This window comes from Falsibacillus pallidus (assembly GCF_050990905.1).
GTDB classification, from domain to species: Bacteria; Bacillota; Bacilli; order Bacillales; family DSM-25281; genus Falsibacillus; species Falsibacillus pallidus_A.
Genome location: NZ_CP158866.1, coordinates 274,490 through 298,801 on the forward strand (window position 1 = coordinate 274,490; position 24,312 = coordinate 298,801).

Below are 24,312 nucleotides of genomic sequence, written 5' to 3' on the forward strand. Positions count from 1 at the left end.
TTTCTTGGTACAAGTCTGCTTGTCATATATATGCTCAGAAATCACGGGATAGAAGGATGGTTTTTTTATGATAAAAGGTATTGGGATGGATATTGTGGAGCTTGAGAGAATCAGGCATCTCGAAGAAAAGCAGCCTCGTTTCTCCGGCAGGGTGCTTACGGAAAATGAAATCCGGATTTATCGCGGGCTCAATGGCCAAAGAAGGACGGAATATCTTGCTGGGCGTTTTGCTGCCAAGGAAGCTTTTTCGAAAGCGTGGGGAAGCGGGATTGGAAAGGATCTTTCTTTTCAGGATATGGAAACGGCTTACGATGAAAAAGGAAAACCGGTATTCATCAAGCCGATCGATAAAGGAGTGCACTTGTCGATAACCCACAGCAAGGAGTATGCGGCGGCGCAAGTCATAATAGAAGAAACGAACTGAATGAAAAGTTTTTCCTGCTTGTCTTTTCTTCCCAAGCATAATCAAAAAGGTTGTCTCATATATTCATAGTGCATATAGGAGAGACAAGGGTGCTGCTGTCATCCCCCATCCGTCCATTTCCAATCCAACAGGACGGAACCACAAAGCAAGGGATGGAACGGATTGGATGTACAGCCTCCTGAATCCCTCTCCTTTACGTTCAAATGAGACAAAAGGGGCTGAAAAGATGAAAAGGAAGATTTGGGTGCTCATAGTTGCCATTTCAGCAATCCTGGCACTATCTGCTTGCGGTGCAAAAACGCAGGAAGATGTTACAAAAGATTTGACGGAGAAGCTGGGGGATATCAAAGGGTATAAAGCACAAGCGAAGATGACCCTTAAAATGGGCAACGAGCCGCAGACTTACCAGATTGATGTGTGGCATAATCAACCGGACTACTACAGAGTGAATTTGAAAAATGCCCAGCGGGATCAAAGCCAAATGATCCTAAGGAATAAAGAAGGTGTCTATGTGCTGACGCCTGCTCTGAACAAAAGCTTCAAATTCCAGAGTGAATGGCCGGAAAACAGCAGCCAGGCGTATTTATATGAATCGCTTGTAAAAGATATCCTCGAAGATAAAAACGCGAAGTTTTCAGCTACAAAGGATTATTATGTATTTGAAACAAAAACGCGCTATCAAAACAGCAAAATGCTTCCGACACAGGAAATCAAACTCAGCAAACGCAGCCTGGCTCCAGTCAGTGTAAAAGTGATGGATACAGATCACAATGCGCTTGTCACAGTTGAATTTTCCAAAGTGGACTTCAACGCAAGCTTCGATAAGGATGCTTTCGATACAAACAAAAATATGACTGGTGCACAGCTTGAAGTTCCGGTGGATGCGTCAGCTTCTGCGAAGGAATTCAAGGTTCAGTATCCAACAGCGGATGTCGGCGCAAGCCTCATCGATGAAAAGGATATCGCAACTGATTCCGGCAAGCGAATTGTCCTGACATATGGAGGAGATAAGTCCTTCACATTGGTTCAGGAAAAAGCAGAAGTAATGCCGACGGCCATGGTTTCTACACAGGCACCTGGCAAGATCGTCGATTTGGGCTTTACAGTCGGAGCAATGACGGATACTTCTATTTCCTGGACATACGATGGAGTTGACTACATGCTGGCGTCCAAAGATTTGTCTTCGGATGAAATGGTGATGGTGGCACGCTCTGTCCAAGGAGACATGGTAAAATAATCTGAATGCACTACGTATTCTTACTAGAACAGGCCGCCATAGTGACGGCCTGTTTTTTTCGACATGTCCGCTTTTCTCTGTCCAGCTCCAACGCCTAGCCCCTCGGGTCCGAAACTCTACGGAAATCAGGATTTCCTTCGAGTTCCGTCTTATGCAGGTCGGGGCTGATCGAGGCGTTTCCGCTTTTCTTTGTCCAGCTCCAACGCCTAGCCCCTCGAGTCATAAGCCAAAACTCTACGGAAATCAGGATTTCCTTCGAGTTCCGTCTTATGCAAGTCGGGGCTGATCGAGGCGTTTCCGCTTTTCTTTCTTTTGCTAGTAATTAATACATTTGACAATTGACGTTCATAGTTGAAATAATCAAATGTAGCAGATGAGGCAAAGGTTAAAGGACGTGAACATTTTGAACGCTTATACTCGATTTTTCCGGGATACATGGGCTGAAATCAACTTGGACAATCTTTATGAAAATGTAAGTGCTGTCAATGGGCTCCTTCCAGAGGGAGTCGGCATTTTCGCAGTTGTGAAGGCGAACGCTTATGGCCATGGGGATCTTCAGGTTTCCGAAACGGCTTTAAAGGCAGGTGCTCATGGATTGGCCGTTGCTTTTTTAGATGAAGCACTTTCGCTTAGAGAAAGAGGGATTACAGCTCCGATTTTGGTGTTGGGAGCGAGCAGGGCTGAAGATGCTGCTTTAGCAGCAGAGCATGATATATCTTTAACCGTGTTCCAAAGAGAGTGGCTGGAAGAAGCGGAGGCCTTTTTGCCGGCAGAAAAAAATGTCCGCCTCCATATCAAATGTGATACGGGGATGAACAGGCTAGGTGTGAGGACGTTTGAAGAACTGAAAGAGCTGGAGCGGATCATCGACTCATCTCCACAGCTGCTCTTTGAAGGGGTTTTCACCCACTTTGCAACAGCGGATGAACTGGATGAAAGCCTTTTTCATAAACAGCTTGAAGCATTCAAGGAGATGGTGGCATCCCTTAGGGAAAAACCGAAATATGTTCATGCTGCAAATAGTGCGGCATCCTTGAGGCATTCGCAGACGGATTTCAATGCCATCCGATTGGGCATTTCCATGTATGGGCTTTCCCCGTCGGAAGAGATGAAAGGACTGCTTCCTTTCCCGTTAAAAGAAGTTTTCTCTTTGCAAGCCAGACTGGTCCATGTGAAAAAAATCAATCCTGGCGAGAGTGTAAGCTATGGAGCCACTTATACCGCTGAAGGCGGGGAGTGGATAGGGACGCTTCCGATAGGATACGCAGACGGCTGGATCCGCAGGCTTCAAGGACAGGAAGTATTAGTGGATGGCAAGCGCGCTCCCATTGTCGGAAGGATCTGCATGGACCAATGCATGATCAAGCTGCCGCATGAAATGCCTGTCGGGACGCTTGTGACCTTGATCGGCTCGCAGGGTGATGAAAAAATCACGATAGATGAAATTGCAGAGAAGCTGGAGACGATCAACTATGAAATTCCATGCATCATCTCCAATCGGGTGCCAAGGGTATTTATACACAGAGATGAGCCGGTAAGTGTTGAAAATAAGCTGCTTGAATAGGAAATATTCTAGTTCAGCTCAGAAAAAAGATAATTTTAATGCCATTCGCGGAAAAAATATGCATAATAGCTGGCAGGCATTGCCGATAATAGATAAAGATTGCTGAATGCTCTTTTCTTTGCTGTTGTTTGATGGTATGATTGTAATGGTAGTGAATGAAACGGTGTGTAGTGATGGTGGAGGTGTCGATTGTGTCTGAATCCAGCGCAACAACAGAAATATTAATACGTTTGCCGCAGCAGCTCTTAAGCGAATTGGATGGATTTGCAGAACAAGAGAATGTGAATCGTAATGAGTTTATTTATCGTGCTACGAAAATGTATCTTCGCGAACGTAAGAAACGCCAAATTAGAGAGTCAATGAGACGCGGCTATATGGAAATGGCTAAGATCAACTTAGCGATTGCTTCCGAAGCTATTCAAGCTGAGTACGAGGCAGAACATACAGTTGAACGTTTAGTAAGCGGAGGTTAAACCTTTGATTGTTAAACGTGGTGACGTGTATTTTGCAGACCTTTCCCCGGTAGTTGGATCTGAGCAAGGCGGTGTACGTCCAGTTTTAGTCATCCAAAATGATATAGGGAATCGGTTTAGTCCCACTGTAATTGTCGCTGCCATAACCGCACAAATTCAAAAAGCAAAACTGCCGACGCACGTCGAAATTGACGCAAAGCGCTACGGATTCGAACGTGACTCCGTTATATTGCTGGAGCAAATCCGGACAATAGATAAACAGCGCTTAACAGACAAGATCACTCATTTGGATGATGAAATGATGGAAAAAGTGGATGAAGCCCTGCAGATTAGTGTAGGACTCATTGAATTTTAAATTGAGAACGCTCCGGAAAAGGGCGTTTTTTGTTTTTTTATAAACTAACATGTTAAAGTGAAGTCACGGGCGGGAATCAACAGCGCTATTTTAACTGGGAATATTTCATGATAGTGATTATGTCCCAACTTATGTATAGTAAGAGTAACGGGAAAATGTAAAATGTAATAAAAATTTGTCAGAATAGATTGTTTTTATATAAAATAAGGATTGATAACAATTAAATGCAAAAAGATAAATAAAACAAAGCAATTTAATTGTGTGAATCCAGAAAAAAGAACATAGCAGACGCTGCGGTTTCGAAAAAGGGGATTCGATTCTGCCGCTTATATATTCCGCGTGATAAATAAGGAGGGCCACATGTATCATCAATTAGTAGATTATATCCAGAACAACAAGGAGACTTTATTGGAAAAATGGATGGAGTCAATGAAAGACCAGGCGGACGAAAGGATTGTCAAAGTGGTTTCAGACCAGGTTTTTACCCGGACAAGCCGTGAGTTCGTCGACTTGTTGAATTCCAATCTTATGAATGACCAGGATTTCTCGACTAAATTAGAGGACTTTTCTGCAAAAGTCATTCGATTGGGCTGGCCTCTGACTTTTGTGACAAAAGGGATGCAGGCATTTAGTAAAATTGTCTTTGAAGGCATGCGTGAAGAAGGCGCCGTTCCGGATGAGCGTTTGATCGAATTCGGCGAAGTATTTGAAAAATGGATGACCCCTTTATATAACGAAGTCATCAATGTCTACACAGAAACATGGGAGAAGACAGTGTCTCTCCAAAAAATCGCCCTTCAGGAATTATCGGCGCCTCTTATCCCAGTCTTTGAAAAAATTTCTGTCCTTCCATTAGTAGGGACAATTGATACAGAACGAGCAAAATTGATTATGGAAAATCTCTTGACGGGAACAGTGAAGCACCGTGCAGAGGTTGTCCTTATCGATATCACGGGTGTTCCTGTCGTTGATACAATGGTTGCCCATCATATCATCCAGGCAGCTGAGGCTGTAAGACTGGTCGGAGCGAAATGCATGCTTGTAGGCATCCGTCCTGAAATTGCGCAGACCATTGTGAATTTAGGAATCAACTTGAATCAGATCATCACAACGAGCACGCTCAGAAAAGGTATAGAGGCTGCGCTTGAATATACGAATCGAAAAATCGTGGAACTGGAAGGATGATGAAAGTGAGAATCCCAATATTAAAGCTTCATGATTGTCTTTTAGTATCGATCCAATGGGAGCTTGACGATCAAACGGCTCTTCAATTCCAGGAAGATTTATTAAATAAAATACATGAAACGAATGCAAAAGGTGTCGTCATCGATATTACATCGATCGACTTTATTGATTCGTTCATTGCAAAAGTACTCGGGGACGTCATTAATATGTCTACCCTTATGGGTGCAAAAGTAGTGATTACAGGAATCCAGCCGGCAGTTGCGATTACCCTCATTGAATTAGGAATTGGATTGGAAGAGGTCCTAACCGCATTGGATTTAGAAAAAGGCCTGGAGAAATTACAACAGGAACTGGGGGATTAACGGTATGGACGTTCAATCCTGCGTAAAGATTCTAAACGAATGGGATATCGTCGCAGCCCGCCAATTAGGTAGGAATGTAGCCAAGGAACTCGGGTTCGGAACAGTGGACCAGGCGAGAATCACAACGGCTATCAGTGAACTTGCGCGAAATATTTATTTATATGCAGGACAAGGACAGGTCTGCATTGAAAAGTTATATGAGAATGGAAAAGCTGGCCTGAAGATTATCGCTGTTGATACGGGTCCTGGTATTACCGATATTCGAAAAGTCATGGAGGACGGCTTCTCGACATCAGGAGGTTTGGGTGCCGGACTTCCCGGGGTGAAAAGATTGATGGATGATTTCTCAATCGATTCAAATCCCGGTGAAGGGACGGATATAAGAGCAACCAAATGGCTCCGCTAGGGGGAGTAGTATGGATTTTAGAAATATAATGGAATTAAAATATAAAGAGATTCTCGAAAACTATCTAAAAGACCAAAACGAACAAGTACTGTACCAGGGGCAAAAATTCAGCAGGAAAACGATTGAACACAAGATTTCTCCAGAAGAAATCATCAGTCTGCATCGTTCACTGATCATGGAGATGGAGCCGGAAATGCCCGACTCCATCGTTCATTCTTTTGATGTCCTTTTGGAAGTGATGATCGGCTATGGTCTGGCCTATAGGGAGCATCAGAGCCTGCGCAATCAGCAGCAGGAGCTTCGCGGGGAAATCGAAATAGCGGCCAATATGCAGCAGACACTCCTCGGTACAAAGATACCGTCTGAGGATTGCCTGGACATCGGCGCCATCAGTGTCGCTGCCAAAACCATGAGCGGCGATTATTATCATTTCGTCAAAGAAAAGAATCGCATCAGTGTTGCGATAGCAGACATCATCGGAAAGGGAATTCCCGCTGCTCTTTGCATGTCCATGATCAAATACGCAATGGACAGCCTTCCCGAAAACCAATATAATCCAAGCAGCGTGTTGGAGAATATCAACCGCGTAGTCGAGCAGAATGTGGATCCTACGATGTTCATCACCATGTTCCACGGAATGTATGATACAGATAAACATACATTCTACTATTCTTCTGCCGGTCATGAACCCGGCTTCTACTACCATTCCAGCAAAAAGCAATTCAGCGACCTTTCTGCAAAAGGCCTCCTTCTCGGCATCGACAAGAAGACGAAATATCAGCAATACGAAAAATACGTGGAAATAGGGGATATGATTGTTCTTCTTTCTGACGGGGTAACGGAATGCCGCACAGAGCAAGGGTTCCTGGAGCGGGAAGATTTGGTGGAATATATCCAAAAATATATTCATTTAAATTCGCAGGAAATTGTAAACAATATTTATAAAGACCTTGAAAAGCTTCAGGATTTCCAACTAAGGGATGACTTTACACTTATCATTTTAAAAAGAAAATGCTGAATTTGGTTTGAGCGGTTTTTCTTTGGGTAAAAGTATTAGTGTTGAAAAGTAGATGGGGTGAATAATTTCATGAATATTAATGTGGAAATTCAAGAAAACGAACAATTTGTCAAGAGTAAAATCGGTGGAGAAATCGATGCATATACAGCCCCTCAAGTAAGGGAAGCTCTTTCTCCGTTTGCCGTCAAATCGAATATACATCTCACCATAGATCTTACAGACGTTTCATATATGGACAGTACAGGACTTGGCGTTTTTGTCGGGTTGTTTAAAAGCATCCGCGCAAACGATGGCCAATTGGTACTGACAGGCCTTTCTGAACGCTTGAAGCGTTTATTCGACATTACCGGATTGGCTGATATTATGGATATCAATTCCGAGGTAGAGGGTGGAGTATGATGATGGAAGATTTTGATTACATCGAGATGAAGGTTCCGGGGAAACCAGAATTTGTTGGGGTTATCCGGCTTACAATTTCCGGGATCGCCAGTCGAATGGGTTTTTCCTATGACTCTATTGAGGATTTGAAAATCGCTGCAAGTGAAGCAATCACAAATGCGGTACAGCATGCTTATCAAGAAGATGAGGAAGGCGATGTCCTCGTAGGATTTGGCATCTATGCGAATCGTTTGGAAATCATGGTTGCCGATCATGGCACAAGCTTTGATTTTCAAAAAACACGCGAGGAAATCGGACCTTATCACGAAAACCTCGAAGTTGAGTTTTTGCGTGAAGGAGGTTTAGGTCTATACCTCATTGAAAGCCTTATGGATGAAGTGAAAATCCACCATAAGGAAGGGGTTACAGTCTTAATGACTAAGTACCTTGAAGGAGAGCAGGTGGATAGGGATGTCGAATCTATCTCAACCTAATCATAATCAAACCCGTGATCAAGTGAATGGCTGGATCAAAGCTTTCCAGGAACACGGTGACCAAGAGGCTCAAGATCGTCTGGTCGTCCATTATCAGAGACTGGTCGAATCCATTGCCCGGAAGTATTCCAAGGGGAAGTCATATCATGAAGACATCTATCAAGTCGGCATGATCGGCTTGCTTGGTGCCATCAGGCGCTATGATGATTCTTTCGGCAAATCTTTTGAAGCCTTTGCCATCCCGACTATTGTGGGAGAAATCAAAAGGTTCCTAAGAGATAAAACATGGAGCGTTCACGTCCCTAGGAGGATCAAGGAGCTTGGACCTAAAATAAAAGCGACGCTTGAAGAGTTGACTACAGAGCTTCAGCGTTCACCGCGTGTAATTGAAATCGCAGACCATCTTGGTATTTCCGAGGAGGAAGTATTGGAAGCGATGGAAATGGGGAAAAGCTATCAGGCTCTTTCTGTGGATCATACAATTGAAGCGGACTCAGAAGGCAGTACGGTAACACTGCTCGATATTGTTGGGAATGTTGACGAAGGATATGAAAGAACCAACCAAAAGCTTGTATTGGAGAAAGTTCTTCATGTACTAAGTGACAGGGAGCGTTCAATCATCCAATATACATTCCTTGAGAACATGAGCCAAAAAGATGCTGGAGAGATGCTTGGCATTTCGCAAATGCATGTTTCAAGGCTGCAGCGAAAAGCAATCAAGAAGCTTAAAGAGGCAATCCTTGAAGAAGATGCGTTTTCAGAAAGGTCTTCCTTATGAACCATCTATTGCAGAAGGAAGTTGAAGTCTTTTCGCATCAAACGTCAAAAGAAGGTAAAGCACAGTGCGGCGACAGCTATTACTTCACTGCTACAGATGAATACTTCCTTTGTGTGTTGGCTGATGGATTAGGCAGCGGAAAATATGCCAATGAAGCATCTTCAGCTGTAGCGGAAGTAGTAGAGGAGAATAAAGATGAAGATGTAGAAACGCTCATGAAGCTATGCAATAAGGTGCTGCTCCATAAACGCGGTGCTGCGGTTGCCATTGTCAAAGCTTATTTCAAGACCAAGGATTTTGTCTATAGCTGCGTTGGAAACATCCGCTTCTATTTATACTCCCCTACAGGTAAATTAACCTACCCACTACCTGTCACAGGTTATTTATCTGGCAGGCCGCAACTATTCAATACCCATCGATATCCTTTTGAAGAAGGTGCAAGATTTTTAATCCATTCAGATGGTTTAAGGATTTCAAGTACCAAGAGTCTGTTGAAAGATTCCTTTTCTCTGGAGTACATAGCCCAGGAATTGGAACGAAGCTATAGTAATACAGATGACGATTTAACGTTTATTGTAGGAAGCTTACTCTCATAATGGAGTGAGCTTTTTATATTTGTCCAAAAAGGTGTGTTAAACTATAAACATGCTTACTGATAGGGGGATGTACATTGAATCAAGTGAAAACCCAGGAAGATCAATTGATCCTATCCATTTCGAAAGAGTTGGGATTTAAATCAAAGCAGGTACATAACGTAATCGACATGATCAATGAAGGAAATACCGTCCCATTCATTGCCCGCTACCGCAAAGAAATGACCGGTGCATTGGATGAGGTGCAAATCCGCGCCATCATAGATAAATGGACATTTATGCAGAATTTAAACAAACGAAAAGAAGATGTCCTTCGTTTGATTGAAGAACAAGGAAAGCTTACAGAAGAACTAAGAAAATCCATTGAATCTGCCGACAAACTTCAAGTGGTAGAGGATCTATACAGACCATATAAACAAAAGAGAAGAACAAAAGCCACAGTGGCAAAAGAAAAAGGATTGGAACCACTGGCAGAATGGCTGCTGACATTTCCATCAGCAGGCAGCCTTGAAGAAAATGCAGTGTCATATGTTTCATCTGAAAAAGGCGTTGATTCTGCTGAAGCAGCAATTGAAGGGGCGAAGGATATCATCGCAGAAATTGTCTCCGATGATCCAGCGGCACGTCAATGGATCCGCCGTGAAACATTCAAATCCGGGAAGCTCTCAACAGCTGTAAAAGATGAAGAGAAAGATGAAAAGAATGTCTATGAAATGTACTATGACTACTCAGAACCTCTTTCAAAGGTCGTTCCACATCGCACGCTCGCCATCAACAGAGGAGAAAAAGAGGAAATCCTAAAGGTTTCCGTTCAGCCTGATACGGAAAAAATACACGAATACCTTTATAAAAAGTTCATTCCTAATGAGAAATCCATTGCTTCTGAAGTGGTAAGAGATGCGATCAATGATGGATATAAGCGATTGATACAGCCTTCCATCGAGCGGGAAATCCGAAACGAATTGACTGAAAAAGCAGATGAACAGGCCATCCACATCTTCGCTGAAAACTTGAAGAACCTTCTGCTCCAGCCGCCATTAAAAGGAAAGGTAGTGCTCGGAGTGGACCCTGCCTATCGGACAGGCTGTAAACTTTCCGTAGTGGATGAAACAGGGAAGGTCCTTTATATCGGAGTCATCTACCCGCATCCGCCGAAAGCCCAGCCGGAAAAATCAAAAGATGCCGTCCTTTCTGTCTTAGAAAAGTACTCTGTCGAATTAGTCGCGATAGGTAATGGGACTGCATCAAGGGAGACCGAGCAGTTTATAGTAGATACACTGAAGGAAGCGAAAAGAGACATTTCCTATATCATCGTCAACGAAGCGGGGGCAAGCGTCTACTCGGCATCTGACTTGGCGAGGGAAGAGTTCCCTGACCTCCAGGTAGAAGAAAGAAGCGCGGTGTCCATTGCAAGGCGCCTCCAAGACCCGCTGGCAGAGTTGGTCAAGATCGATCCAAAATCAGTAGGGGTGGGGCAGTATCAACATGATGTCTCACAAAAAAACCTGAACGATTCATTGACGTTCGTAGTTGAAACAGTGGTTAACCAAGTAGGTGTGAATGTAAATACAGCTTCATCTTCCTTGCTTCAGTATGTAGCAGGGCTAAACAAAACGGTTGCAAACAACATCGTTAAATTCCGCGATGAAAATGGAAAAATCAATAGCAGAGCCCAACTGAAGAAGATCCCTCGACTCGGAGCCAAAACGTATGAGCAAAGTATCGGGTTCCTGAGGATCATGGACGGAAAGCATCCGCTTGATAAAACATCCATTCACCCTGAGACCTACGGGGATGTGGAAAAACTCCTAAAGAAACTCGGTTTGGGATTGAATGAACTTGGCTCAGATAAATTGAGTACGGCCCTTGAAAAGTTCACGATTCAAGAATTGGCGGCAGAGCTGGAGATCGGGGAATTGACGCTGAAGGACATCCTTGATTCATTAAGAAGACCGGGTCGCGACCCACGCGATGAATTGCCGAAGCCGATCCTGAAAAAAGACGTCCTTAAATTAGAAGATCTTACTGAAGGGATGGAACTGCAAGGAACCGTCCGCAATGTGGTCGATTTCGGTGCATTCGTCGATATCGGCGTAAAGCAGGATGGGTTGGTTCATATCTCCAAATTAAGCAACCGCTTCGTCAAACACCCTTTAGATGTGGTGGCTGTCGGAGATGTCGTTACGGTTTGGGTAGATTCAGTCGACGTAAAAAAAGGACGGGTAGCTCTGACTATGCTTCCTTCTAAATAAACGAATAAAAACACTGTTCATTATGAGCAGTGTTTTTTTCTATAGAAATACCAGCACTGGTTAAGAAGTTTGATCTGATATCGATTTTTCTCCAGAAAAGCTTTCTGCATTTGTTTTTGCAGCCAAGACGGCATACGGAATACCTCCTTGCCATGATAGTTGCTACTCATTGTATGCTATAATAGGTTGTCATGTTTACAGAATACATACACCTTAAACCATAGAGAGAAGATTTGAATGGGGGGAGGGGTTCAAATGAATGATGTGAAGCTACAGAAATTGACTGAAACCATTTCAAAAGATGTCTTCGGAAAGACATTCAAACATATTGCCCTTTTTAATAAAAGGCTGCGTACCACCGGCGGCAGATATATGCTGCGTTCCCACAATATCGAGATTAACCCCGCTTATTATGAAGAACACGGTATGGATGAGTTGATCGGCATTATCAAACATGAGCTGTGCCATTATCATTTGCACATTGAGGGGAAAGGACATCAGCACAGAGATGAAGATTTCCGCAAATTGCTGAAGGAAACTGGATCTCCCCGGCACTGCACCCCTTTGAAAAACAGGGTGATGCAACATCAACAGACGCTGCATCTATACGTATGTTCGGGATGCGGGCAAAAATTCAATAGGAAAAGACGAGTGAACGTTCAAAGGTATGTGTGCGGGAAATGCGGAGGAAAACTCGCAAAGAAGGGGTAGGGGGGAAACAGGTTCTAACAGCGGTTTAATAGGATTTGATTGAGGTAAAAGCAGCCTGTATTCCTTCTTTATTTTTTCTTTAAAATCGTCTTGACAGTATAGGTGTCCCTAAGTATAATTTAAAGAGTCGAATTAAACATACTTTTTATTCCGCAGTAGCTCAGTGGTAGAGCTATCGGCTGTTAACCGATCGGTCGCAGGTTCGAGTCCTGCCTGCGGAGCCATTTTTATGTTTGGGGAAGTACTCAAGAGGCTGAAGAGGCGCCCCTGCTAAGGGTGTAGGTCGCGTAAGCGGCGCGAGGGTTCAAATCCCTCCTTCTCCGCCATACATATCGGCCCGTTGGTCAAGCGGTTAAGACACCGCCCTTTCACGGCGGTAACACGGGTTCGAATCCCGTACGGGTCACCATTTATTCAATCTAGCGAGCAATAAAGGATACTTATTTTGCTTCGCAATTAATGAAAGTTATTTCACGTTGGTGAAAACTCTGGTCTGGTAGTTCAGTTGGTTAGAATGCCTGCCTGTCACGCAGGAGGTCGCGGGTTCGAGTCCCGTCCAGACCGCCATTTCTTTCTTCGAAAAAACTTGAAACTTTTTGTTGACAGTGATCAAGAAATGGTGATATACTAAAAACCTCGCCTTAAGGTGAGAATGAAAACACGATGGGCTATAGCCAAGCGGTAAGGCATCGCACTTTGACTGCGACATGCGTTGGTTCGAATCCAGCTAGCCCAGCCATTTCGAGCCATTAGCTCAGTTGGTAGAGCATCTGACTTTTAATCAGAGGGTCGAAGGTTCGAGTCCTTCATGGCTCACCATAAGATTTTTGCGCAAAGCGAAAAATCTTCCATAATATGCGGGTGTGGCGGAATTGGCAGACGCACCAGACTTAGGATCTGGCGCCGCAAGGCGTGGGGGTTCAAGTCCCTTCACCCGCACCATTTCTTTTTAAAAAAAGTTCTTGACTTTATAAAAGCCATCAGGTTATAATAGATCCTGTCGCTAAAATGCGGTCGTGGCGGAATGGCAGACGCGCTAGGTTGAGGGCCTAGTGGGGGCAACCCCGTGGAGGTTCAAGTCCTCTCGGCCGCACCAAACACATCATGCGCCCGTAGCTCAATTGGATAGAGCGTCTGACTACGGATCAGAAGGTTATGGGTTCGACTCCTGTCGGGCGCGCCATAAATTTTCAAACAAGCGAGCGAGTTGCACCGAGTGTACATAGAAAACACTATGATGTTAACGAGCAAAGCAAATTCATAGTAAATCTATCATATTCCGGGAAGTAGCTCAGCTTGGTAGAGCACTTGGTTTGGGACCAAGGGGTCGCAGGTTCGAATCCTGTCTTCCCGACCATGAATTCTTTCAATATTATATGCGGGTGTAGTTTAGTGGTAAAACCTCAGCCTTCCAAGCTGATGATGAGGGTTCGATTCCCTTCACCCGCTCCAAAATTGATCTTTGAAAACTGAACAAAACAAAACGTCAACGTTAATTCTATTTTTTAAAAATCGAGCTAATCAAGCTTGAAAAATTGTGGCTTTGGCCAACAACTTTTCGGAGAGTTTGATCCTGGCTCAGGACGAACGCTGGCGGCGTGCCTAATACATGCAAGTCGAGCGGATTGATGGGAGCTTGCTCCCTGATTTCAGCGGCGGACGGGTGAGTAACACGTGGGCAACCTGCCTGTAAGACTGGGATAACTCCGGGAAACCGGGGCTAATACCGGATAATTCCTTCCTCCTCCTGGAGGAAGGCTGAAAGATGGTTTCGGCTATCACTTACAGATGGGCCCGCGGCGCATTAGCTAGTTGGTGAGGTAACGGCTCACCAAGGCCACGATGCGTAGCCGACCTGAGAGGGTGATCGGCCACACTGGGACTGAGACACGGCCCAGACTCCTACGGGAGGCAGCAGTAGGGAATCTTCCGCAATGGACGAAAGTCTGACGGAGCAACGCCGCGTGAGTGAAGAAGGTTTTCGGATCGTAAAACTCTGTTGTTAGGGAAGAACAAGTGCGAGAGTAACTGCTCGCACCTTGACGGTACCTAACCAGAAAGCCACGGCTAACTACGTGCCAGCAGCCGCGGTAATACGTAGGTGGCAAGCGTTGTCCGGAATTATTGGGCGTAAAGCGCGCGCAGGCGGTTCCTTAAGTCTGATGTGAAAGCCCACGGCTCAACCGTGGAGGGTCATTGGAAACTGGGGAACTTGAGTGCAGAAGAGAAGAGCGGAATTCCACGTGTAGCGGTGAAATGCGTAGAGATGTGGAGGAACACCAGTGGCGAAGGCGGCTCTTTGGTCTGTAACTGACGCTGAGGCGCGAAAGCGTGGGGAGCAAACAGGATTAGATACCCTGGTAGTCCACGCCGTAAACGATGAGTGCTAAGTGTTAGAGGGTTTCCGCCCTTTAGTGCTGCAGCTAACGCATTAAGCACTCCGCCTGGGGAGTACGGCCGCAAGGCTGAAACTCAAAGGAATTGACGGGGGCCCGCACAAGCGGTGGAGCATGTGGTTTAATTCGAAGCAACGCGAAGAACCTTACCAGGTCTTGACATCCTCTGACAACCCTAGAGATAGGGCGTTCCCCTTCGGGGGACAGAGTGACAGGTGGTGCATGGTTGTCGTCAGCTCGTGTCGTGAGATGTTGGGTTAAGTCCCGCAACGAGCGCAACCCTTGACCTTAGTTGCCAGCATTCAGTTGGGCACTCTAAGGTGACTGCCGGTGACAAACCGGAGGAAGGTGGGGATGACGTCAAATCATCATGCCCCTTATGACCTGGGCTACACACGTGCTACAATGGACGGTACAAAGGGCTGCAAAACTGCAAAGTCGAGCCAATCCCATAAAACCGTTCTCAGTTCGGATTGCAGGCTGCAACTCGCCTGCATGAAGCTGGAATCGCTAGTAATCGCGGATCAGCATGCCGCGGTGAATACGTTCCCGGGCCTTGTACACACCGCCCGTCACACCACGAGAGTTTGTAACACCCGAAGTCGGTGGGGTAACCTTTATGGAGCCAGCCGCCTAAGGTGGGACAGATGATTGGGGTGAAGTCGTAACAAGGTAGCCGTATCGGAAGGTGCGGCTGGATCACCTCCTTTCTAAGGATATTTACAAGATGTTGACCGTTTCTGTTTTGTTCAGTTTTGATAGATCAATTCTATCAAACAAATAGAGAGATCAATCTTCAGCATGGCTGGATGGTTGGTCGACTTGTTCTTTGAAAACTAGATAAAGTAAGTAAGTGACATAAACCGAGAATCGCCACTTTAGAATTTTTTTGGTGAATGACTTTCAGTCATACGCAAATCAAACCTGACAATGTAAATTGTCAAATAGGTTAAGTTAGAAAGGGCGCACGGTGGATGCCTTGGCACTAGGAGCCGATGAAGGACGGGACTAACACCGATATGCTTCGGGGAGCTGTAAGTAAGCTTTGATCCGGAGATTTCCGAATGGGGGAACCCACTGTTCGTAATGGAACAGTATCTTTACCTGAATACATAGGGTATGGAAGGCAGACCCGGGGAACTGAAACATCTTAGTACCCGGAGGAAGAGAAAGCAAACGCGATTCCCTGAGTAGCGGCGAGCGAAACGGGACATAGCCCAAACCAAGAGGCTTGCCTCTTGGGGTTGTAGGACACTCTATACGGAGTTACAAAGGAACGAAGTAAACGAAGAGATCTGGAAAGGTCCATCAGAGAAGGTAAAAATCCTGTAGTTGAAACTTCGTTCCCTCCAGAGTGGATCCTGAGTACGGCGGGACACGTGAAATCCCGTCGGAAGCTGGGAGGACCATCTCCCAAGGCTAAATACTCCCTAGTGACCGATAGTGAACCAGTACCGTGAGGGAAAGGTGAAAAGCACCCCGGAAGGGGAGTGAAAGAGATCCTGAAACCGTGTGCCTACAAGTAGTCAGAGCCCGTTAATGGGTGATGGCGTGCCTTTTGTAGAATGAACCGGCGAGTTACGATTACATGCAAGGTTAAGCTGATGAGGCGGAGCCGCAGCGAAAGCGAGTCTGAATAGGGCGTTTTGAGTATGTGGTCGTAGACCCGAAACCAGGTGATCTACCCATGTCCAGGGTGAAGTCCAGGTAACACTGGATGGAGGCCCGAACCCACGCACGTTGAAAAGTGCGGGGATGAGGTGTGGGTAGCGGAGAAATTCCAATCGAACCTGGAGATAGCTGGTTCTCTCCGAAATAGCTTTAGGGCTAGCCTCAACGGAAGAGTCTTGGAGGTAGAGCACTGTTTGGACTAGGGGCCCTCATCGGGTTACCGAATTCAGACAAACTCCGAATGCCAAAGACTTATCGTTGGGAGTCAGACTGCGAGTGATAAGATCCGTAGTCGAAAGGGAAACAGCCCAGACCACCAGCTAAGGTCCCCAAGTATACGTTAAGTGGAAAAGGATGTGGAGTTGCTTAGACAACCAGGATGTTGGCTTAGAAGCAGCCACCATTTAAAGAGTGCGTAATAGCTCACTGGTCGAGTGACTCTGCGCCGAAAATGTACCGGGGCTAAACGTATCACCGAAGCTGTGGATTGACACCGTTGGTGTCAGTGGTAGGAGAGCGTTCTAAGGGCGTTGAAGCTAGACCGTAAGGACTGGTGGAGCGCTTAGAAGTGAGAATGCCGGTATGAGTAGCGAAAGATGGGTGAGAATCCCATCCACCGAATGCCTAAGGTTTCCTGAGGAAGGCTCGTCCGCTCAGGGTTAGTCGGGACCTAAGCCGAGGCCGAAAGGCGTAGGCGATGGATAACAGGTTGATATTCCTGTACCACCTCTTGATCGTTTGAGCAATGGGGGGACGCAGAAGGATAGGGTAAGCGCGCTGTTGGATATGCGCGTCTAAGCAGCAAGGCTGATGATGAGGCAAATCCTTGTCATCATAAGGCTGAGCTGTGACAGCGAGGGAAATTTAGTACCGAAGTTCCTGATTTCACACTGCCTAGAAAAGCCTCTAGCAAGATCAATGGTGCCCGTACCGCAAACCGACACAGGTAGGCGAGGAGAGAATCCTAAGGTGAGCGAGAGAACTCTCGTTAAGGAACTCGGCAAAATGACCCCGTAACTTCGGGAGAAGGGGTGCTCTGGTAGGGTGCAAGCCCGAGAGAGCCGCAGTGAATAGGCCCAGGCGACTGTTTAGCAAAAACACAGGTCTCTGCGAAGCCGCAAGGCGAAGTATAGGGGCTGACGCCTGCCCGGTGCTGGAAGGTTAAGGAGAGGGGTTAGCGCAAGCGAAGCTCTGAACCGAAGCCCCAGTAAACGGCGGCCGTAACTATAACGGTCCTAAGGTAGCGAAATTCCTTGTCGGGTAAGTTCCGACCCGCACGAAAGGCGTAACGATCTGGGCACTGTCTCAACGAGAGACTCGGTGAAATTATAGTACCTGTGAAGATGCAGGTTACCCGCGACAGGACGGAAAGACCCCGTGGAGCTTTACTGTAGCCTGATATTGAATTTTGGTACAGCTTGTACAGGATAGGTAGGAGCCGTTGAAACCGGAGCGCCAGCTTCGGTGGAGGCATCGGTGGGATACTACTCTGGCTGTATTGAAATTCTAACCCACGCCCCTTATCGGGGCGGGAGACAGTGTCAGGTGGGCAGTTTGACTGGGGCGGTCGCCTCCTAAAAGGTAACGGAGGCGCCCAAAGGTTCCCTCAGAATGGTTGGAAATCATTCGTAGAGTGTAAAGGCACAAGGGAGCTTGACTGCGAGACCTACAAGTCGAGCAGGGACGAAAGTCGGGCTTAGTGATCCGGTGGTTCCGCATGGAAGGGCCATCGCTCAACGGATAAAAGCTACCCCGGGGATAACAGGCTTATCTCCCCCAAGAGTCCACATCGACGGGGAGGTTTGGCACCTCGATGTCGGCTCATCGCATCCTGGGGCTGTAGTCGGTCCCAAGGGTTGGGCTGTTCGCCCATTAAAGCGGTACGCGAGCTGGGTTCAGAACGTCGTGAGACAGTTCGGTCCCTATCCGTCGTGGGCGCAGGAAATTTGAGAGGAGCTGTCCTTAGTACGAGAGGACCGGGATGGACGCACCGCTGGTGTACCAGTTGTCTTGCCAAAGGCATCGCTGGGTAGCTATGTGCGGAAGGGATAAGTGCTGAAAGCATCTAAGCATGAAGCCCCCCTCAAGATGAGATTTCCCATAGCGTCAAGCTAGTAAGATCCCTGAAAGATGATCAGGTTGATAGGTCCGAGGTGGAAGCACGGCGACGTGTGCAGCTGACGGATACTAATCGATCGAGGACTTAACCACATTTGGTTGATTCCGGTTTAACTTGTCACTTACGCTTTATCTAGTTTTGAGAGAACAAACTCTCATATGTCCGGTGATTACGGCGAAGAGGCCACACCCGTTCCCATACCGAACACGGAAGTTAAGCTCTTCAGCGCCAATGGTAGTTGGGGGTTTCCCCCTGCAAGAGTAGGACGTCGCCGGGCATTACTTTTAATCATATTTTGACTGACTGAACATATGATTTAAAGAGTAATCAATTATCGTCAAGATTTATATTCTATCGTCGCGGGGTGGAGCACGTTCGAATAAACTTCGAAGGTATCACTTCAGCGCACCGACTGAGCTGCATCTTGAATAAGCTTGCTGAAGTCGGGGTGGTCTTTACCAAACTAATGCGTAAGATCACCAAATAATTATTTTTCTATCGTCGCGGGGTGGAGCAGTCTGGTAGCTCGTCGGGCTCATAACCCGAAGGTCGCAGGTTCAAATCCTGTCCCCGCAATCATTTTGGTCTGGTAGTTCAGTTGGTTAGAATGCCTGCCTGTCACGCAGGAGGTCGCGGGTTCGAGTCCCGTCCAGACCGCCACTTAAAAGATAACGAAACTTGATTTCGTTTTTTTTTATGCCCAAAAAAATATATGTAAATTGAAATATAAAAAAGCTTGGGGCTGCCTGCTCCAAGCTTTTTCTATACCAAAATATATGGACGATTCTCATCGCTTATTCATTTGTAAATAATTCAAAAGAATTTCCTTGCTTCCTTACCCTGCCCTTTATCTCTCCAACACCTTTAATTGTTAGTGAATCATCATTTTCGACAGGTTCAGATTGTACAATCAAATTCAGTTCATAAATGTCTTTAAGTCCATTTTTGCTATATGCAACGACAGGCTGCTGCAGCAAATAATCTTCATCGTTGATTCTTATCTTCAAGAATTTCTTATGCAGCATTCGTTCCCCTAAAGTAATAATATTCATGGGGTCGAAAGATCGGGCTGTGATTTCACCGAAAATGTTCAGCCGCACTCCTTTTTGTTCTTGAAATTTCTTGAATTCGATTTCCCTCTTTTCAAGAGCAAAATGAATGACGTCCTCTGTATCCAGGAGAATTTCTGCACCATCAAGAGGTGTATCTGAGTATTCACTTGAAAGCAGTTTGAATACATCGTATAAAGTACCCGTTCCACTTAAGTATTGGTCTTTCCAATCCGGTGAAAACTCATCCAGTAATAAACACATAAATAAACCTGAACTATAGCAGCTTCTCCTTAAATTAGAAGTGGATTCATAGATGTCTAATAAAGATTGGCCGTATTTTTCCAGAATGGTACTGTATGACAAGGAACTTTTCTCTGCATATGCCTTTAATTCTACATACCAGGCAGGTCCTTCTACTGTTTCAATTAATGTTTCATATTCTAGATATTCATTTATTTTTGAGGCTCTTAGTTCCCTGATTGCAATAAAGGAATTTAGATATTGCTTCTTTTTAAGTCTGTTCTCTTCTATCAATGCGTTAAAGAGATTTATTCGTTCCCGATTCCTTAACTCAACATTTTCTCTTAATAAAGGATATGTGATGCCTTTCATTTCATCTGGAAATCTGTTTTCTCCTTTTAGATACTGAAACCCGTGAAATAACTCGTGAATGAGGATGGAATATAGATCTTCATAACCTTCCACCAAAGCTAAGTCGACGATTGCTGTTGGATATTCTTCATAGAGGATGAGTGTGCAGCTGTTAAACTGTTCATTCCGTTTTATTACATGATAATTTTTTCGTTGATCCATTTTGAATTTAGGATGATTGAATAAATAGACTTGGCTATGATCATATACTGCAAATGCAACCAGTTCAAAACCTGGCCAATATCTTTCTATATCTGCCGCCGCAATGTCTTGGTAAATTTGATTATGATAGTCTGACATCTGTTTTTAACCCCACCCCAAATTAGATTGATATATGTAATTCCATATTAGTACATATATTTCCTTTTTGAATGAATCATGACTTTGCCTGTTATTGGGCAGGATGCTTTTGCACTTCTCTTTAAAAAGTTGTAAACTACTGTTAGGTTAGTGTCCTTAGGATGGTTGATTCCTAGGGTTTTTCTTTTTTACTGATTTTGTTCCATATGAATTGAGGAGTTCATCATGAAGAAGTTTGAAATGAATTTATATAATACAGAAGAGACGCAAGCTTTTGCTGAGAAGTTGGCCGGAAAGCTTTGGCCCGGAGCTGTTCTTCTTTTGGAAGGAGACCTGGGAGCTGGAAAAACGACTTTCACCAAAGGGTTGGCAAAGGGTCTTGGCGTCAAAAGGACGGTCAACAGCCCGACTTTCACGATCATTAAAGAATATCAGGGGAATTTGCCCTTATACCACATGGATGTATATCGGGTGAGCGATTCTGATGAGGATCTTGGCTTCGACGAATATTTTGAGGGTGAAGGTGTGACTGTCGTCGAGTGGGCGCATTTAATTGAAAGCCAGCTTCCAATTGAACGGCTGGAGATTTCTATTTTCCACCGCGGGGATAATGAACGCCGAATTGAAGTGGTTTCTGCTGGCGAACAGTATGAGCGTTTGTGCGAGGAGATTTTTAAATGAAAGTATTAGCGATCGATACATCTAATTACACATTAGGTCTTGCTTTAATGGAAGAGGACTTGGTGATTGGCGAATATATCACCACCGTGAAAAAGAACCACAGCATCCGTGTCATGCCTGCCATTGACATGCTATTGAAGGATTGTGATGCGAAGCCTGCGGATCTTTCCAAAATTGTGGTGGCTCTTGGACCAGGTTCCTATACAGGTGTCAGAATCGGGATGACCATTGCGAAAACATTGGCATGGAGCTTGAATATCCCTATTGCAGGGGTTTCAAGTCTTGCATTCCTGGCAGCGTCCGGCAGAAATTTTGATGGGTTGATATGCCCTTTGTTCGATGCAAGAAGAGGTCAAGTCTACACTGGGCTGTATGAGTTCAGGGACGGCGAATTGGCAGAGATCCAAGAAGACTGCAATGTCATGCTGGTAGATTGGGTAGAGTCCTTAAAGGAAATGGACAAGCCTGTTCTATTTGTGGGAAATGATGTGCCGCTTCACCGGGAGAAGATTTCGGAGATCCTGGGTGGCAAGGCGCATTTTGCCGGGGTTACACAGAACAATCCTCGTCCTTCTGAACTGGCTTTGATGGGGATGCATGCCGAACCTGCAGATGTGCATACGATTGTTCCTAACTACGTTCGACTTGCGGAAGCAGAAGCAAAATGGCTGGAAGCACAAAAAGCAAAGGAATAGGGATATGGAAAATATCAAAGACAGAATTCTTTATCGTTTCATGGCGGTGGATGATCTTGAAGATGTCCTGAAGGTGGAGCATGAATCGTTCACCATCCCATGGAGCAGGGAAGCATTTTATAACGAAATCGAAAATAATCAATTTGCATTTTATCTTGTAGCAGAGTTGGAAGGCAGGATTGCAGGCTATTGCGGCGTTTGGCTGGTTTTGGACGAAGCTCATATCACCAATGTGGCGGTATTGCCTGATTTCCGCGGGAAAGGCATTGGTCTGACGCTTATGGAGAAAATGCTGAAGCTGGCGCAGGAACATGGGGCCAAAACAGCGACTCTCGAAGTCAGGGTGAGCAATCTGCCTGCACAGTCCATGTATCGGAAGCTTGGATTCCAGGAAGGTGGAATCAGGAAGAGATACTATACGGATAATCAAGAGGATGCATTAATTATGTGGGTGACTATTAATGAATAAAGATACGATTGTACTTGGAATAGAAACAAGCTGCGATGAAACAGCCGCGGCCGTCATAAAGAATGGTACGGAAATCTTATCAAATGTGGTAGCTTCCCAAATCGAAAGCCACAAACGATTTGGCGGAGTGGTGCCGGAGATTGCATCACGACACCATGTGGAGCAAATTACGATCGTCATTGATGAAGCATTGAAAGAGGCTTCGGTCAGCTTTTCGGATATAGATGCGATTGCCGTAACGGAGGGACCGGGTCTTGTTGGGGCGCTGCTTGTCGGAGTCAATGCCGCTAAAGCACTTGCATTTGCCCATGGCATCCCGTTGGTTGGGGTCCATCATATTGCAGGGCATATCTATGCTAACCGTTTGATTGCGGATATGAAATTTCCTTTGATTTCGCTGGTGGTTTCTGGAGGCCATACAGAACTTGTGTACATGAAGGAGCATGGCTCTTTTGAAGTTATCGGTGAGACCCGTGATGATGCTGCTGGTGAAGCCTACGATAAAGTGGCGCGTACATTGAACCTTCCATATCCGGGAGGTCCTCATATTGATCGTCTTGCACAAGAGGGGCAGCCGACTTTGAAGCTGCCGCGTGCATGGCTGGAGGAAGGATCCTATGACTTCAGCTTCAGCGGGCTTAAGTCCGCGGTCATCAATACCCTTCATAATGCAGAACAGAGAGGCGAAACAATTGAGCCTCAGGACCTGGCTGCAAGCTTTCAGGAAAGCGTCATTGATGTCCTTGTGACAAAGACGCTCAGGGCTGTTGATGAGTATGATGTCAAACAAGTCCTTCTTGCAGGCGGGGTTGCAGCGAATAAAGGATTAAGGGCTGCACTTGAATCTGCATTCGCTGAAATTAAGGACGTAGAGTTGATTATTCCGCCGCTTTCTTTATGTACGGATAACGCGGCCATGATCGCTGCCGCTGGTACAGTCCTGTTCGAAAAAGGCAACCGCGGCGACTATGCGATGAATGCTCATCCAGGGCTGGATATTGAATCGATGTAATATGTAAAATAATGATCCTCTTCCTTTTTGGGAGGGGATTTTTAATTTTTATAAGGATTTTTATATAATTGACAACAAATTTGATCATTTTCTTATGCAAAAGGGGAAAAGTGATCAGATAACAAGGCTGGTAAGTCACCGTGATAGGCTTTATGCGCGAGAAACGGTTGTCTATGCGCCGCCGGTCCTGTTCTATGCGCGAAAAAGTGGCCGCTATGCGCCGGCCGGGCCCGCCTTTGCGCGAAAAGCCACTTCTTATGCGCCAGCGGCCATTTCCCCGAGAGAAGACACCACCGAGCACCCGAATCGTGGCTGAGAACGGGGGAAGTGTTCATAGGTGGTGTTCGAATGGGTAAAAATTGGAGGAGAACTGAAGATTTGTCCGCAATCGGGGGCTGAATGGTCAAAAATTGAGTGAAAAGGGCAAAATTTGTCCATTTGGATTTACAAGGTGAGGAAAATTTAAGGAAATAGCATGGAAAACAGGGGTTGGTATCCCTCGCCAAAGGGCCTATGCGCGAAAAAAGCCTGTCTATGCGCCATCTCTTGTACTCTATGCGCCAAAAATCCCTTGCTATGCGCGAGGCAGTACCGGTTATGCGCGAAAACCACCCTCCTTTGCGCCAGTGCCCTAATTTACGGTGAATGCCTAACCCAGCACCAGCAATTTTCGTCACGAACCGACAAAAGGCGGGGCGTGACAGGCACCTTGATGTCCGATGACAGGCACCTCGATGTCGCTCGACGACCTTCGCCCCGCCCCGGCACACCCAAAAATCAAATGTCATAATCACCATCCACCGAAAATAGAATAGAATGAAAGAAGGATTTTTTAGAAATTTCAAAATAAACAATTGACATTCTTCTTTTTCCTTGTTAAGGTGTGTATTAACTTAATTGAATAGTTTTATCTCTTATCCAGAGAGGTGGAGGGGCTGGCCCTATGATACCTCAGCAACCATCAGATCGTCCTTGATCTGAAAAGGTGCTAATTCCTGCAGGATTGATTTCCTGAAAGATAAGGGGAGGAAGCGTT

General features: G+C 45.6%; 21 protein-coding genes, 13 tRNA genes, 3 rRNA genes and 1 riboswitch. Of the genes, 35 read left to right on the forward strand and 2 right to left on the reverse strand.

Annotated features, from left to right (window positions below):
* Positions 1 to 67: 67 nt before the first annotated feature.
* The 14 genes from acpS to ABTV07_RS01555 all read left to right on the forward strand — a co-directional run bounded on the left by acpS (position 68) and on the right by ABTV07_RS01555 (position 11,519).
* On the forward strand, positions 68 to 424 hold the full coding sequence (gene acpS, locus ABTV07_RS01490; protein ID WP_433746602.1) for a holo-ACP synthase: 357 nt from the start codon (positions 68 to 70) through the stop codon (positions 422 to 424).
* Between the two features lie 226 nt (positions 425 to 650).
* Positions 651 to 1,661 (forward strand): LolA family protein, encoded by a 1,011-nt coding sequence (locus ABTV07_RS01495; protein ID WP_433746605.1) that lies wholly within the window; start codon positions 651 to 653, stop codon positions 1,659 to 1,661.
* A 373-nt stretch (positions 1,662 to 2,034) separates the two neighbouring features.
* Positions 2,035 to 3,225 carry an alanine racemase gene (alr, locus tag ABTV07_RS01500; protein ID WP_433746608.1) on the forward strand — a complete coding sequence of 397 codons (1,191 nt, stop codon included), beginning with the start codon at positions 2,035 to 2,037 and terminating at the stop codon, positions 3,223 to 3,225.
* A 191-nt stretch (positions 3,226 to 3,416) separates the two neighbouring features.
* Entirely contained in the window at positions 3,417 to 3,698 is a 282-nt protein-coding gene (locus ABTV07_RS01505; protein WP_114746637.1) for a CopG family ribbon-helix-helix protein, read from the forward strand.
* A 4-nt stretch (positions 3,699 to 3,702) separates the two neighbouring features.
* Positions 3,703 to 4,053, forward strand: a complete 351-nt coding sequence (gene ndoA / locus ABTV07_RS01510) for a type II toxin-antitoxin system endoribonuclease NdoA (RefSeq protein WP_114746636.1) — start codon at positions 3,703 to 3,705, stop codon at positions 4,051 to 4,053.
* Between the two features lie 360 nt (positions 4,054 to 4,413).
* Complete coding sequence (locus ABTV07_RS01515; RefSeq protein WP_433746613.1) at positions 4,414 to 5,238, forward strand: RsbT co-antagonist protein RsbRA; 825 nt, start codon at positions 4,414 to 4,416, stop codon at positions 5,236 to 5,238.
* Positions 5,239 to 5,243: 5 nt separating this feature from the next.
* Positions 5,244 to 5,600, forward strand: a complete 357-nt coding sequence (locus ABTV07_RS01520) for an STAS domain-containing protein (protein ID WP_114746706.1) — start codon at positions 5,244 to 5,246, stop codon at positions 5,598 to 5,600.
* 4 nt (positions 5,601 to 5,604) lie between these two features.
* Entirely contained in the window at positions 5,605 to 6,006 is a 402-nt protein-coding gene (locus tag ABTV07_RS01525) for an anti-sigma regulatory factor (protein ID WP_114746634.1), read from the forward strand.
* Between the two features lie 10 nt (positions 6,007 to 6,016).
* On the forward strand, positions 6,017 to 7,024 hold the full coding sequence (locus tag ABTV07_RS01530; RefSeq protein ID WP_433746617.1) for a PP2C family protein-serine/threonine phosphatase: 1,008 nt from the start codon (positions 6,017 to 6,019) through the stop codon (positions 7,022 to 7,024).
* A gap of 69 nt (positions 7,025 to 7,093) precedes the next feature.
* Positions 7,094 to 7,423: an anti-sigma factor antagonist gene (locus tag ABTV07_RS01535; RefSeq protein WP_433746620.1), complete on the forward strand. Its 330-nt coding sequence runs from the start codon at positions 7,094 to 7,096 to the stop codon at positions 7,421 to 7,423.
* A gap of 2 nt (positions 7,424 to 7,425) precedes the next feature.
* Positions 7,426 to 7,896 carry an anti-sigma B factor RsbW gene (rsbW, locus tag ABTV07_RS01540; protein WP_433751035.1) on the forward strand — a complete coding sequence of 157 codons (471 nt, stop codon included), beginning with the start codon at positions 7,426 to 7,428 and terminating at the stop codon, positions 7,894 to 7,896.
* Positions 7,874 to 8,674: an RNA polymerase sigma factor SigB gene (gene sigB, locus ABTV07_RS01545; RefSeq protein ID WP_433746623.1), complete on the forward strand. Its 801-nt coding sequence runs from the start codon at positions 7,874 to 7,876 to the stop codon at positions 8,672 to 8,674. The genes rsbW and sigB overlap by 23 nt, the downstream gene beginning before the upstream one ends.
* Complete coding sequence (locus ABTV07_RS01550) at positions 8,671 to 9,270, forward strand: PP2C family serine/threonine-protein phosphatase (protein ID WP_433746625.1); 600 nt, start codon at positions 8,671 to 8,673, stop codon at positions 9,268 to 9,270. Before sigB ends, ABTV07_RS01550 begins: the two co-directional genes overlap by 4 nt.
* A gap of 74 nt (positions 9,271 to 9,344) precedes the next feature.
* Positions 9,345 to 11,519 carry a Tex family protein gene (locus ABTV07_RS01555; RefSeq protein ID WP_433746628.1) on the forward strand — a complete coding sequence of 725 codons (2,175 nt, stop codon included), beginning with the start codon at positions 9,345 to 9,347 and terminating at the stop codon, positions 11,517 to 11,519.
* Positions 11,520 to 11,539: 20 nt separating this feature from the next.
* Here ABTV07_RS01555 and cmpA read toward each other — a convergent pair whose 3' ends face one another.
* Positions 11,540 to 11,653: a cortex morphogenetic protein CmpA gene (cmpA, locus tag ABTV07_RS01560; RefSeq protein ID WP_433746631.1), complete on the reverse strand. Its 114-nt coding sequence runs from the start codon at positions 11,651 to 11,653 to the stop codon at positions 11,540 to 11,542.
* A 121-nt stretch (positions 11,654 to 11,774) separates the two neighbouring features.
* On the opposite strand from cmpA, the gene ABTV07_RS01565 reads away from it, so the two are divergent.
* The 17 genes from ABTV07_RS01565 (at position 11,775) to ABTV07_RS01645 (ending at position 19,076) form a co-directional block, all read left to right on the forward strand.
* On the forward strand, positions 11,775 to 12,230 hold the full coding sequence (locus tag ABTV07_RS01565; protein ID WP_433746634.1) for a SprT family protein: 456 nt from the start codon (positions 11,775 to 11,777) through the stop codon (positions 12,228 to 12,230).
* A gap of 149 nt (positions 12,231 to 12,379) precedes the next feature.
* A tRNA-Asn gene (locus ABTV07_RS01570) sits at positions 12,380 to 12,454 on the forward strand.
* A gap of 11 nt (positions 12,455 to 12,465) precedes the next feature.
* Positions 12,466 to 12,556: transfer RNA gene (locus tag ABTV07_RS01575), tRNA-Ser, on the forward strand.
* An 8-nt stretch (positions 12,557 to 12,564) separates the two neighbouring features.
* Positions 12,565 to 12,639 (forward strand) — tRNA-Glu (locus ABTV07_RS01580).
* An 81-nt stretch (positions 12,640 to 12,720) separates the two neighbouring features.
* Positions 12,721 to 12,797 (forward strand) — tRNA-Asp (locus tag ABTV07_RS01585).
* A 97-nt stretch (positions 12,798 to 12,894) separates the two neighbouring features.
* A tRNA-Gln gene (locus ABTV07_RS01590) sits at positions 12,895 to 12,969 on the forward strand.
* Between the two features lie 4 nt (positions 12,970 to 12,973).
* Positions 12,974 to 13,049, forward strand: a tRNA-Lys gene (locus ABTV07_RS01595).
* Positions 13,050 to 13,087: 38 nt separating this feature from the next.
* Positions 13,088 to 13,172: transfer RNA gene (locus ABTV07_RS01600), tRNA-Leu, on the forward strand.
* A 68-nt stretch (positions 13,173 to 13,240) separates the two neighbouring features.
* Positions 13,241 to 13,326, forward strand: a tRNA-Leu gene (locus ABTV07_RS01605).
* A 10-nt stretch (positions 13,327 to 13,336) separates the two neighbouring features.
* Positions 13,337 to 13,413 (forward strand) — tRNA-Arg (locus ABTV07_RS01610).
* A gap of 97 nt (positions 13,414 to 13,510) precedes the next feature.
* Positions 13,511 to 13,587 (forward strand) — tRNA-Pro (locus ABTV07_RS01615).
* A 21-nt stretch (positions 13,588 to 13,608) separates the two neighbouring features.
* Positions 13,609 to 13,682: transfer RNA gene (locus ABTV07_RS01620), tRNA-Gly, on the forward strand.
* 103 nt (positions 13,683 to 13,785) lie between these two features.
* Positions 13,786 to 15,336: ribosomal RNA gene (locus ABTV07_RS01625) — 16S ribosomal RNA — on the forward strand.
* A 237-nt stretch (positions 15,337 to 15,573) separates the two neighbouring features.
* A 23S ribosomal RNA gene (locus ABTV07_RS01630) occupies positions 15,574 to 18,508 on the forward strand.
* Positions 18,509 to 18,577: 69 nt separating this feature from the next.
* A 5S ribosomal RNA gene (rrf, locus tag ABTV07_RS01635) occupies positions 18,578 to 18,693 on the forward strand.
* Together the 16S, 23S and 5S rRNA genes with 13 tRNA genes alongside form the textbook arrangement of a ribosomal RNA operon.
* Before the next feature lie 225 nt (positions 18,694 to 18,918).
* Positions 18,919 to 18,992: transfer RNA gene (locus tag ABTV07_RS01640), tRNA-Met, on the forward strand.
* A 7-nt stretch (positions 18,993 to 18,999) separates the two neighbouring features.
* Positions 19,000 to 19,076: transfer RNA gene (locus ABTV07_RS01645), tRNA-Asp, on the forward strand.
* 134 nt (positions 19,077 to 19,210) lie between these two features.
* Here ABTV07_RS01645 and ABTV07_RS01650 read toward each other — a convergent pair.
* Positions 19,211 to 20,419, reverse strand: a complete 1,209-nt coding sequence (locus tag ABTV07_RS01650; RefSeq protein WP_433746637.1) for a hypothetical protein — start codon at positions 20,417 to 20,419, stop codon at positions 19,211 to 19,213.
* 225 nt (positions 20,420 to 20,644) lie between these two features.
* On the opposite strand from ABTV07_RS01650, the gene tsaE reads away from it, so the two are divergent.
* From tsaE to tsaD, 4 genes are read left to right on the forward strand one after another with little or no spacing between them, the layout of a single operon-like run.
* Positions 20,645 to 21,100: a tRNA (adenosine(37)-N6)-threonylcarbamoyltransferase complex ATPase subunit type 1 TsaE gene (tsaE, locus tag ABTV07_RS01655; protein WP_433746640.1), complete on the forward strand. Its 456-nt coding sequence runs from the start codon at positions 20,645 to 20,647 to the stop codon at positions 21,098 to 21,100.
* Positions 21,097 to 21,795, forward strand: coding sequence for a tRNA (adenosine(37)-N6)-threonylcarbamoyltransferase complex dimerization subunit type 1 TsaB (gene tsaB / locus ABTV07_RS01660; RefSeq protein WP_433746642.1), 699 nt, complete (start codon positions 21,097 to 21,099; stop codon positions 21,793 to 21,795). The genes tsaE and tsaB overlap by 4 nt, the downstream gene beginning before the upstream one ends.
* Before the next feature lie 4 nt (positions 21,796 to 21,799).
* The gene (gene rimI, locus ABTV07_RS01665) at positions 21,800 to 22,264 is read left to right on the forward strand and encodes a ribosomal protein S18-alanine N-acetyltransferase (protein ID WP_433746645.1); all 465 of its coding nucleotides are present in this window, start codon (positions 21,800 to 21,802) and stop codon (positions 22,262 to 22,264) included.
* A complete protein-coding gene (tsaD, locus tag ABTV07_RS01670) occupies positions 22,257 to 23,276 on the forward strand; it encodes a tRNA (adenosine(37)-N6)-threonylcarbamoyltransferase complex transferase subunit TsaD (protein ID WP_433746648.1) in 1,020 nt (339 codons plus the stop codon). The genes rimI and tsaD overlap by 8 nt, the downstream gene beginning before the upstream one ends.
* A gap of 911 nt (positions 23,277 to 24,187) precedes the next feature.
* A riboswitch (SAM riboswitch) is annotated at positions 24,188 to 24,301 on the forward strand.
* The last annotated feature ends 11 nt before the right edge of the window (positions 24,302 to 24,312 follow it).

What these genes read in the sequence shown, in the direction of transcription:
- acpS (WP_433746602.1), top strand. Translation starts at nt 68, where the DNA reads ATGATAAAAGGTATTGGGATGGATATTGTGGAGCTTGAGAGAATCAGG.
- alr (WP_433746608.1), top strand. Translation starts at nt 2,035, where the DNA reads ATGAGGCAAAGGTTAAAGGACGTGAACATTTTGAACGCTTATACTCGA.
- tsaD (WP_433746648.1), top strand. Translation starts at nt 22,257, where the DNA reads ATGAATAAAGATACGATTGTACTTGGAATAGAAACAAGCTGCGATGAA.
- sigB (WP_433746623.1), top strand. Translation starts at nt 7,874, where the DNA reads ATGTCGAATCTATCTCAACCTAATCATAATCAAACCCGTGATCAAGTG.
- ABTV07_RS01565 (WP_433746634.1), top strand. Translation starts at nt 11,775, where the DNA reads ATGAATGATGTGAAGCTACAGAAATTGACTGAAACCATTTCAAAAGAT.
- rimI (WP_433746645.1), top strand. Translation starts at nt 21,800, where the DNA reads ATGGAAAATATCAAAGACAGAATTCTTTATCGTTTCATGGCGGTGGAT.
- ABTV07_RS01515 (WP_433746613.1), top strand. Translation starts at nt 4,414, where the DNA reads ATGTATCATCAATTAGTAGATTATATCCAGAACAACAAGGAGACTTTA.
- ABTV07_RS01495 (WP_433746605.1), top strand. Translation starts at nt 651, where the DNA reads ATGAAAAGGAAGATTTGGGTGCTCATAGTTGCCATTTCAGCAATCCTG.
- ABTV07_RS01525 (WP_114746634.1), top strand. Translation starts at nt 5,605, where the DNA reads ATGGACGTTCAATCCTGCGTAAAGATTCTAAACGAATGGGATATCGTC.
- ABTV07_RS01530 (WP_433746617.1), top strand. Translation starts at nt 6,017, where the DNA reads ATGGATTTTAGAAATATAATGGAATTAAAATATAAAGAGATTCTCGAA.
- ABTV07_RS01535 (WP_433746620.1), top strand. Translation starts at nt 7,094, where the DNA reads ATGAATATTAATGTGGAAATTCAAGAAAACGAACAATTTGTCAAGAGT.
- ABTV07_RS01650 (WP_433746637.1), bottom strand. Translation starts at nt 20,419, where the DNA reads ATGTCAGACTATCATAATCAAATTTACCAAGACATTGCGGCGGCAGAT.
- tsaE (WP_433746640.1), top strand. Translation starts at nt 20,645, where the DNA reads ATGAAGAAGTTTGAAATGAATTTATATAATACAGAAGAGACGCAAGCT.
- cmpA (WP_433746631.1), bottom strand. Translation starts at nt 11,653, where the DNA reads ATGCCGTCTTGGCTGCAAAAACAAATGCAGAAAGCTTTTCTGGAGAAA.
- ABTV07_RS01550 (WP_433746625.1), top strand. Translation starts at nt 8,671, where the DNA reads ATGAACCATCTATTGCAGAAGGAAGTTGAAGTCTTTTCGCATCAAACG.
- tsaB (WP_433746642.1), top strand. Translation starts at nt 21,097, where the DNA reads ATGAAAGTATTAGCGATCGATACATCTAATTACACATTAGGTCTTGCT.
- rsbW (WP_433751035.1), top strand. Translation starts at nt 7,426, where the DNA reads ATGGAAGATTTTGATTACATCGAGATGAAGGTTCCGGGGAAACCAGAA.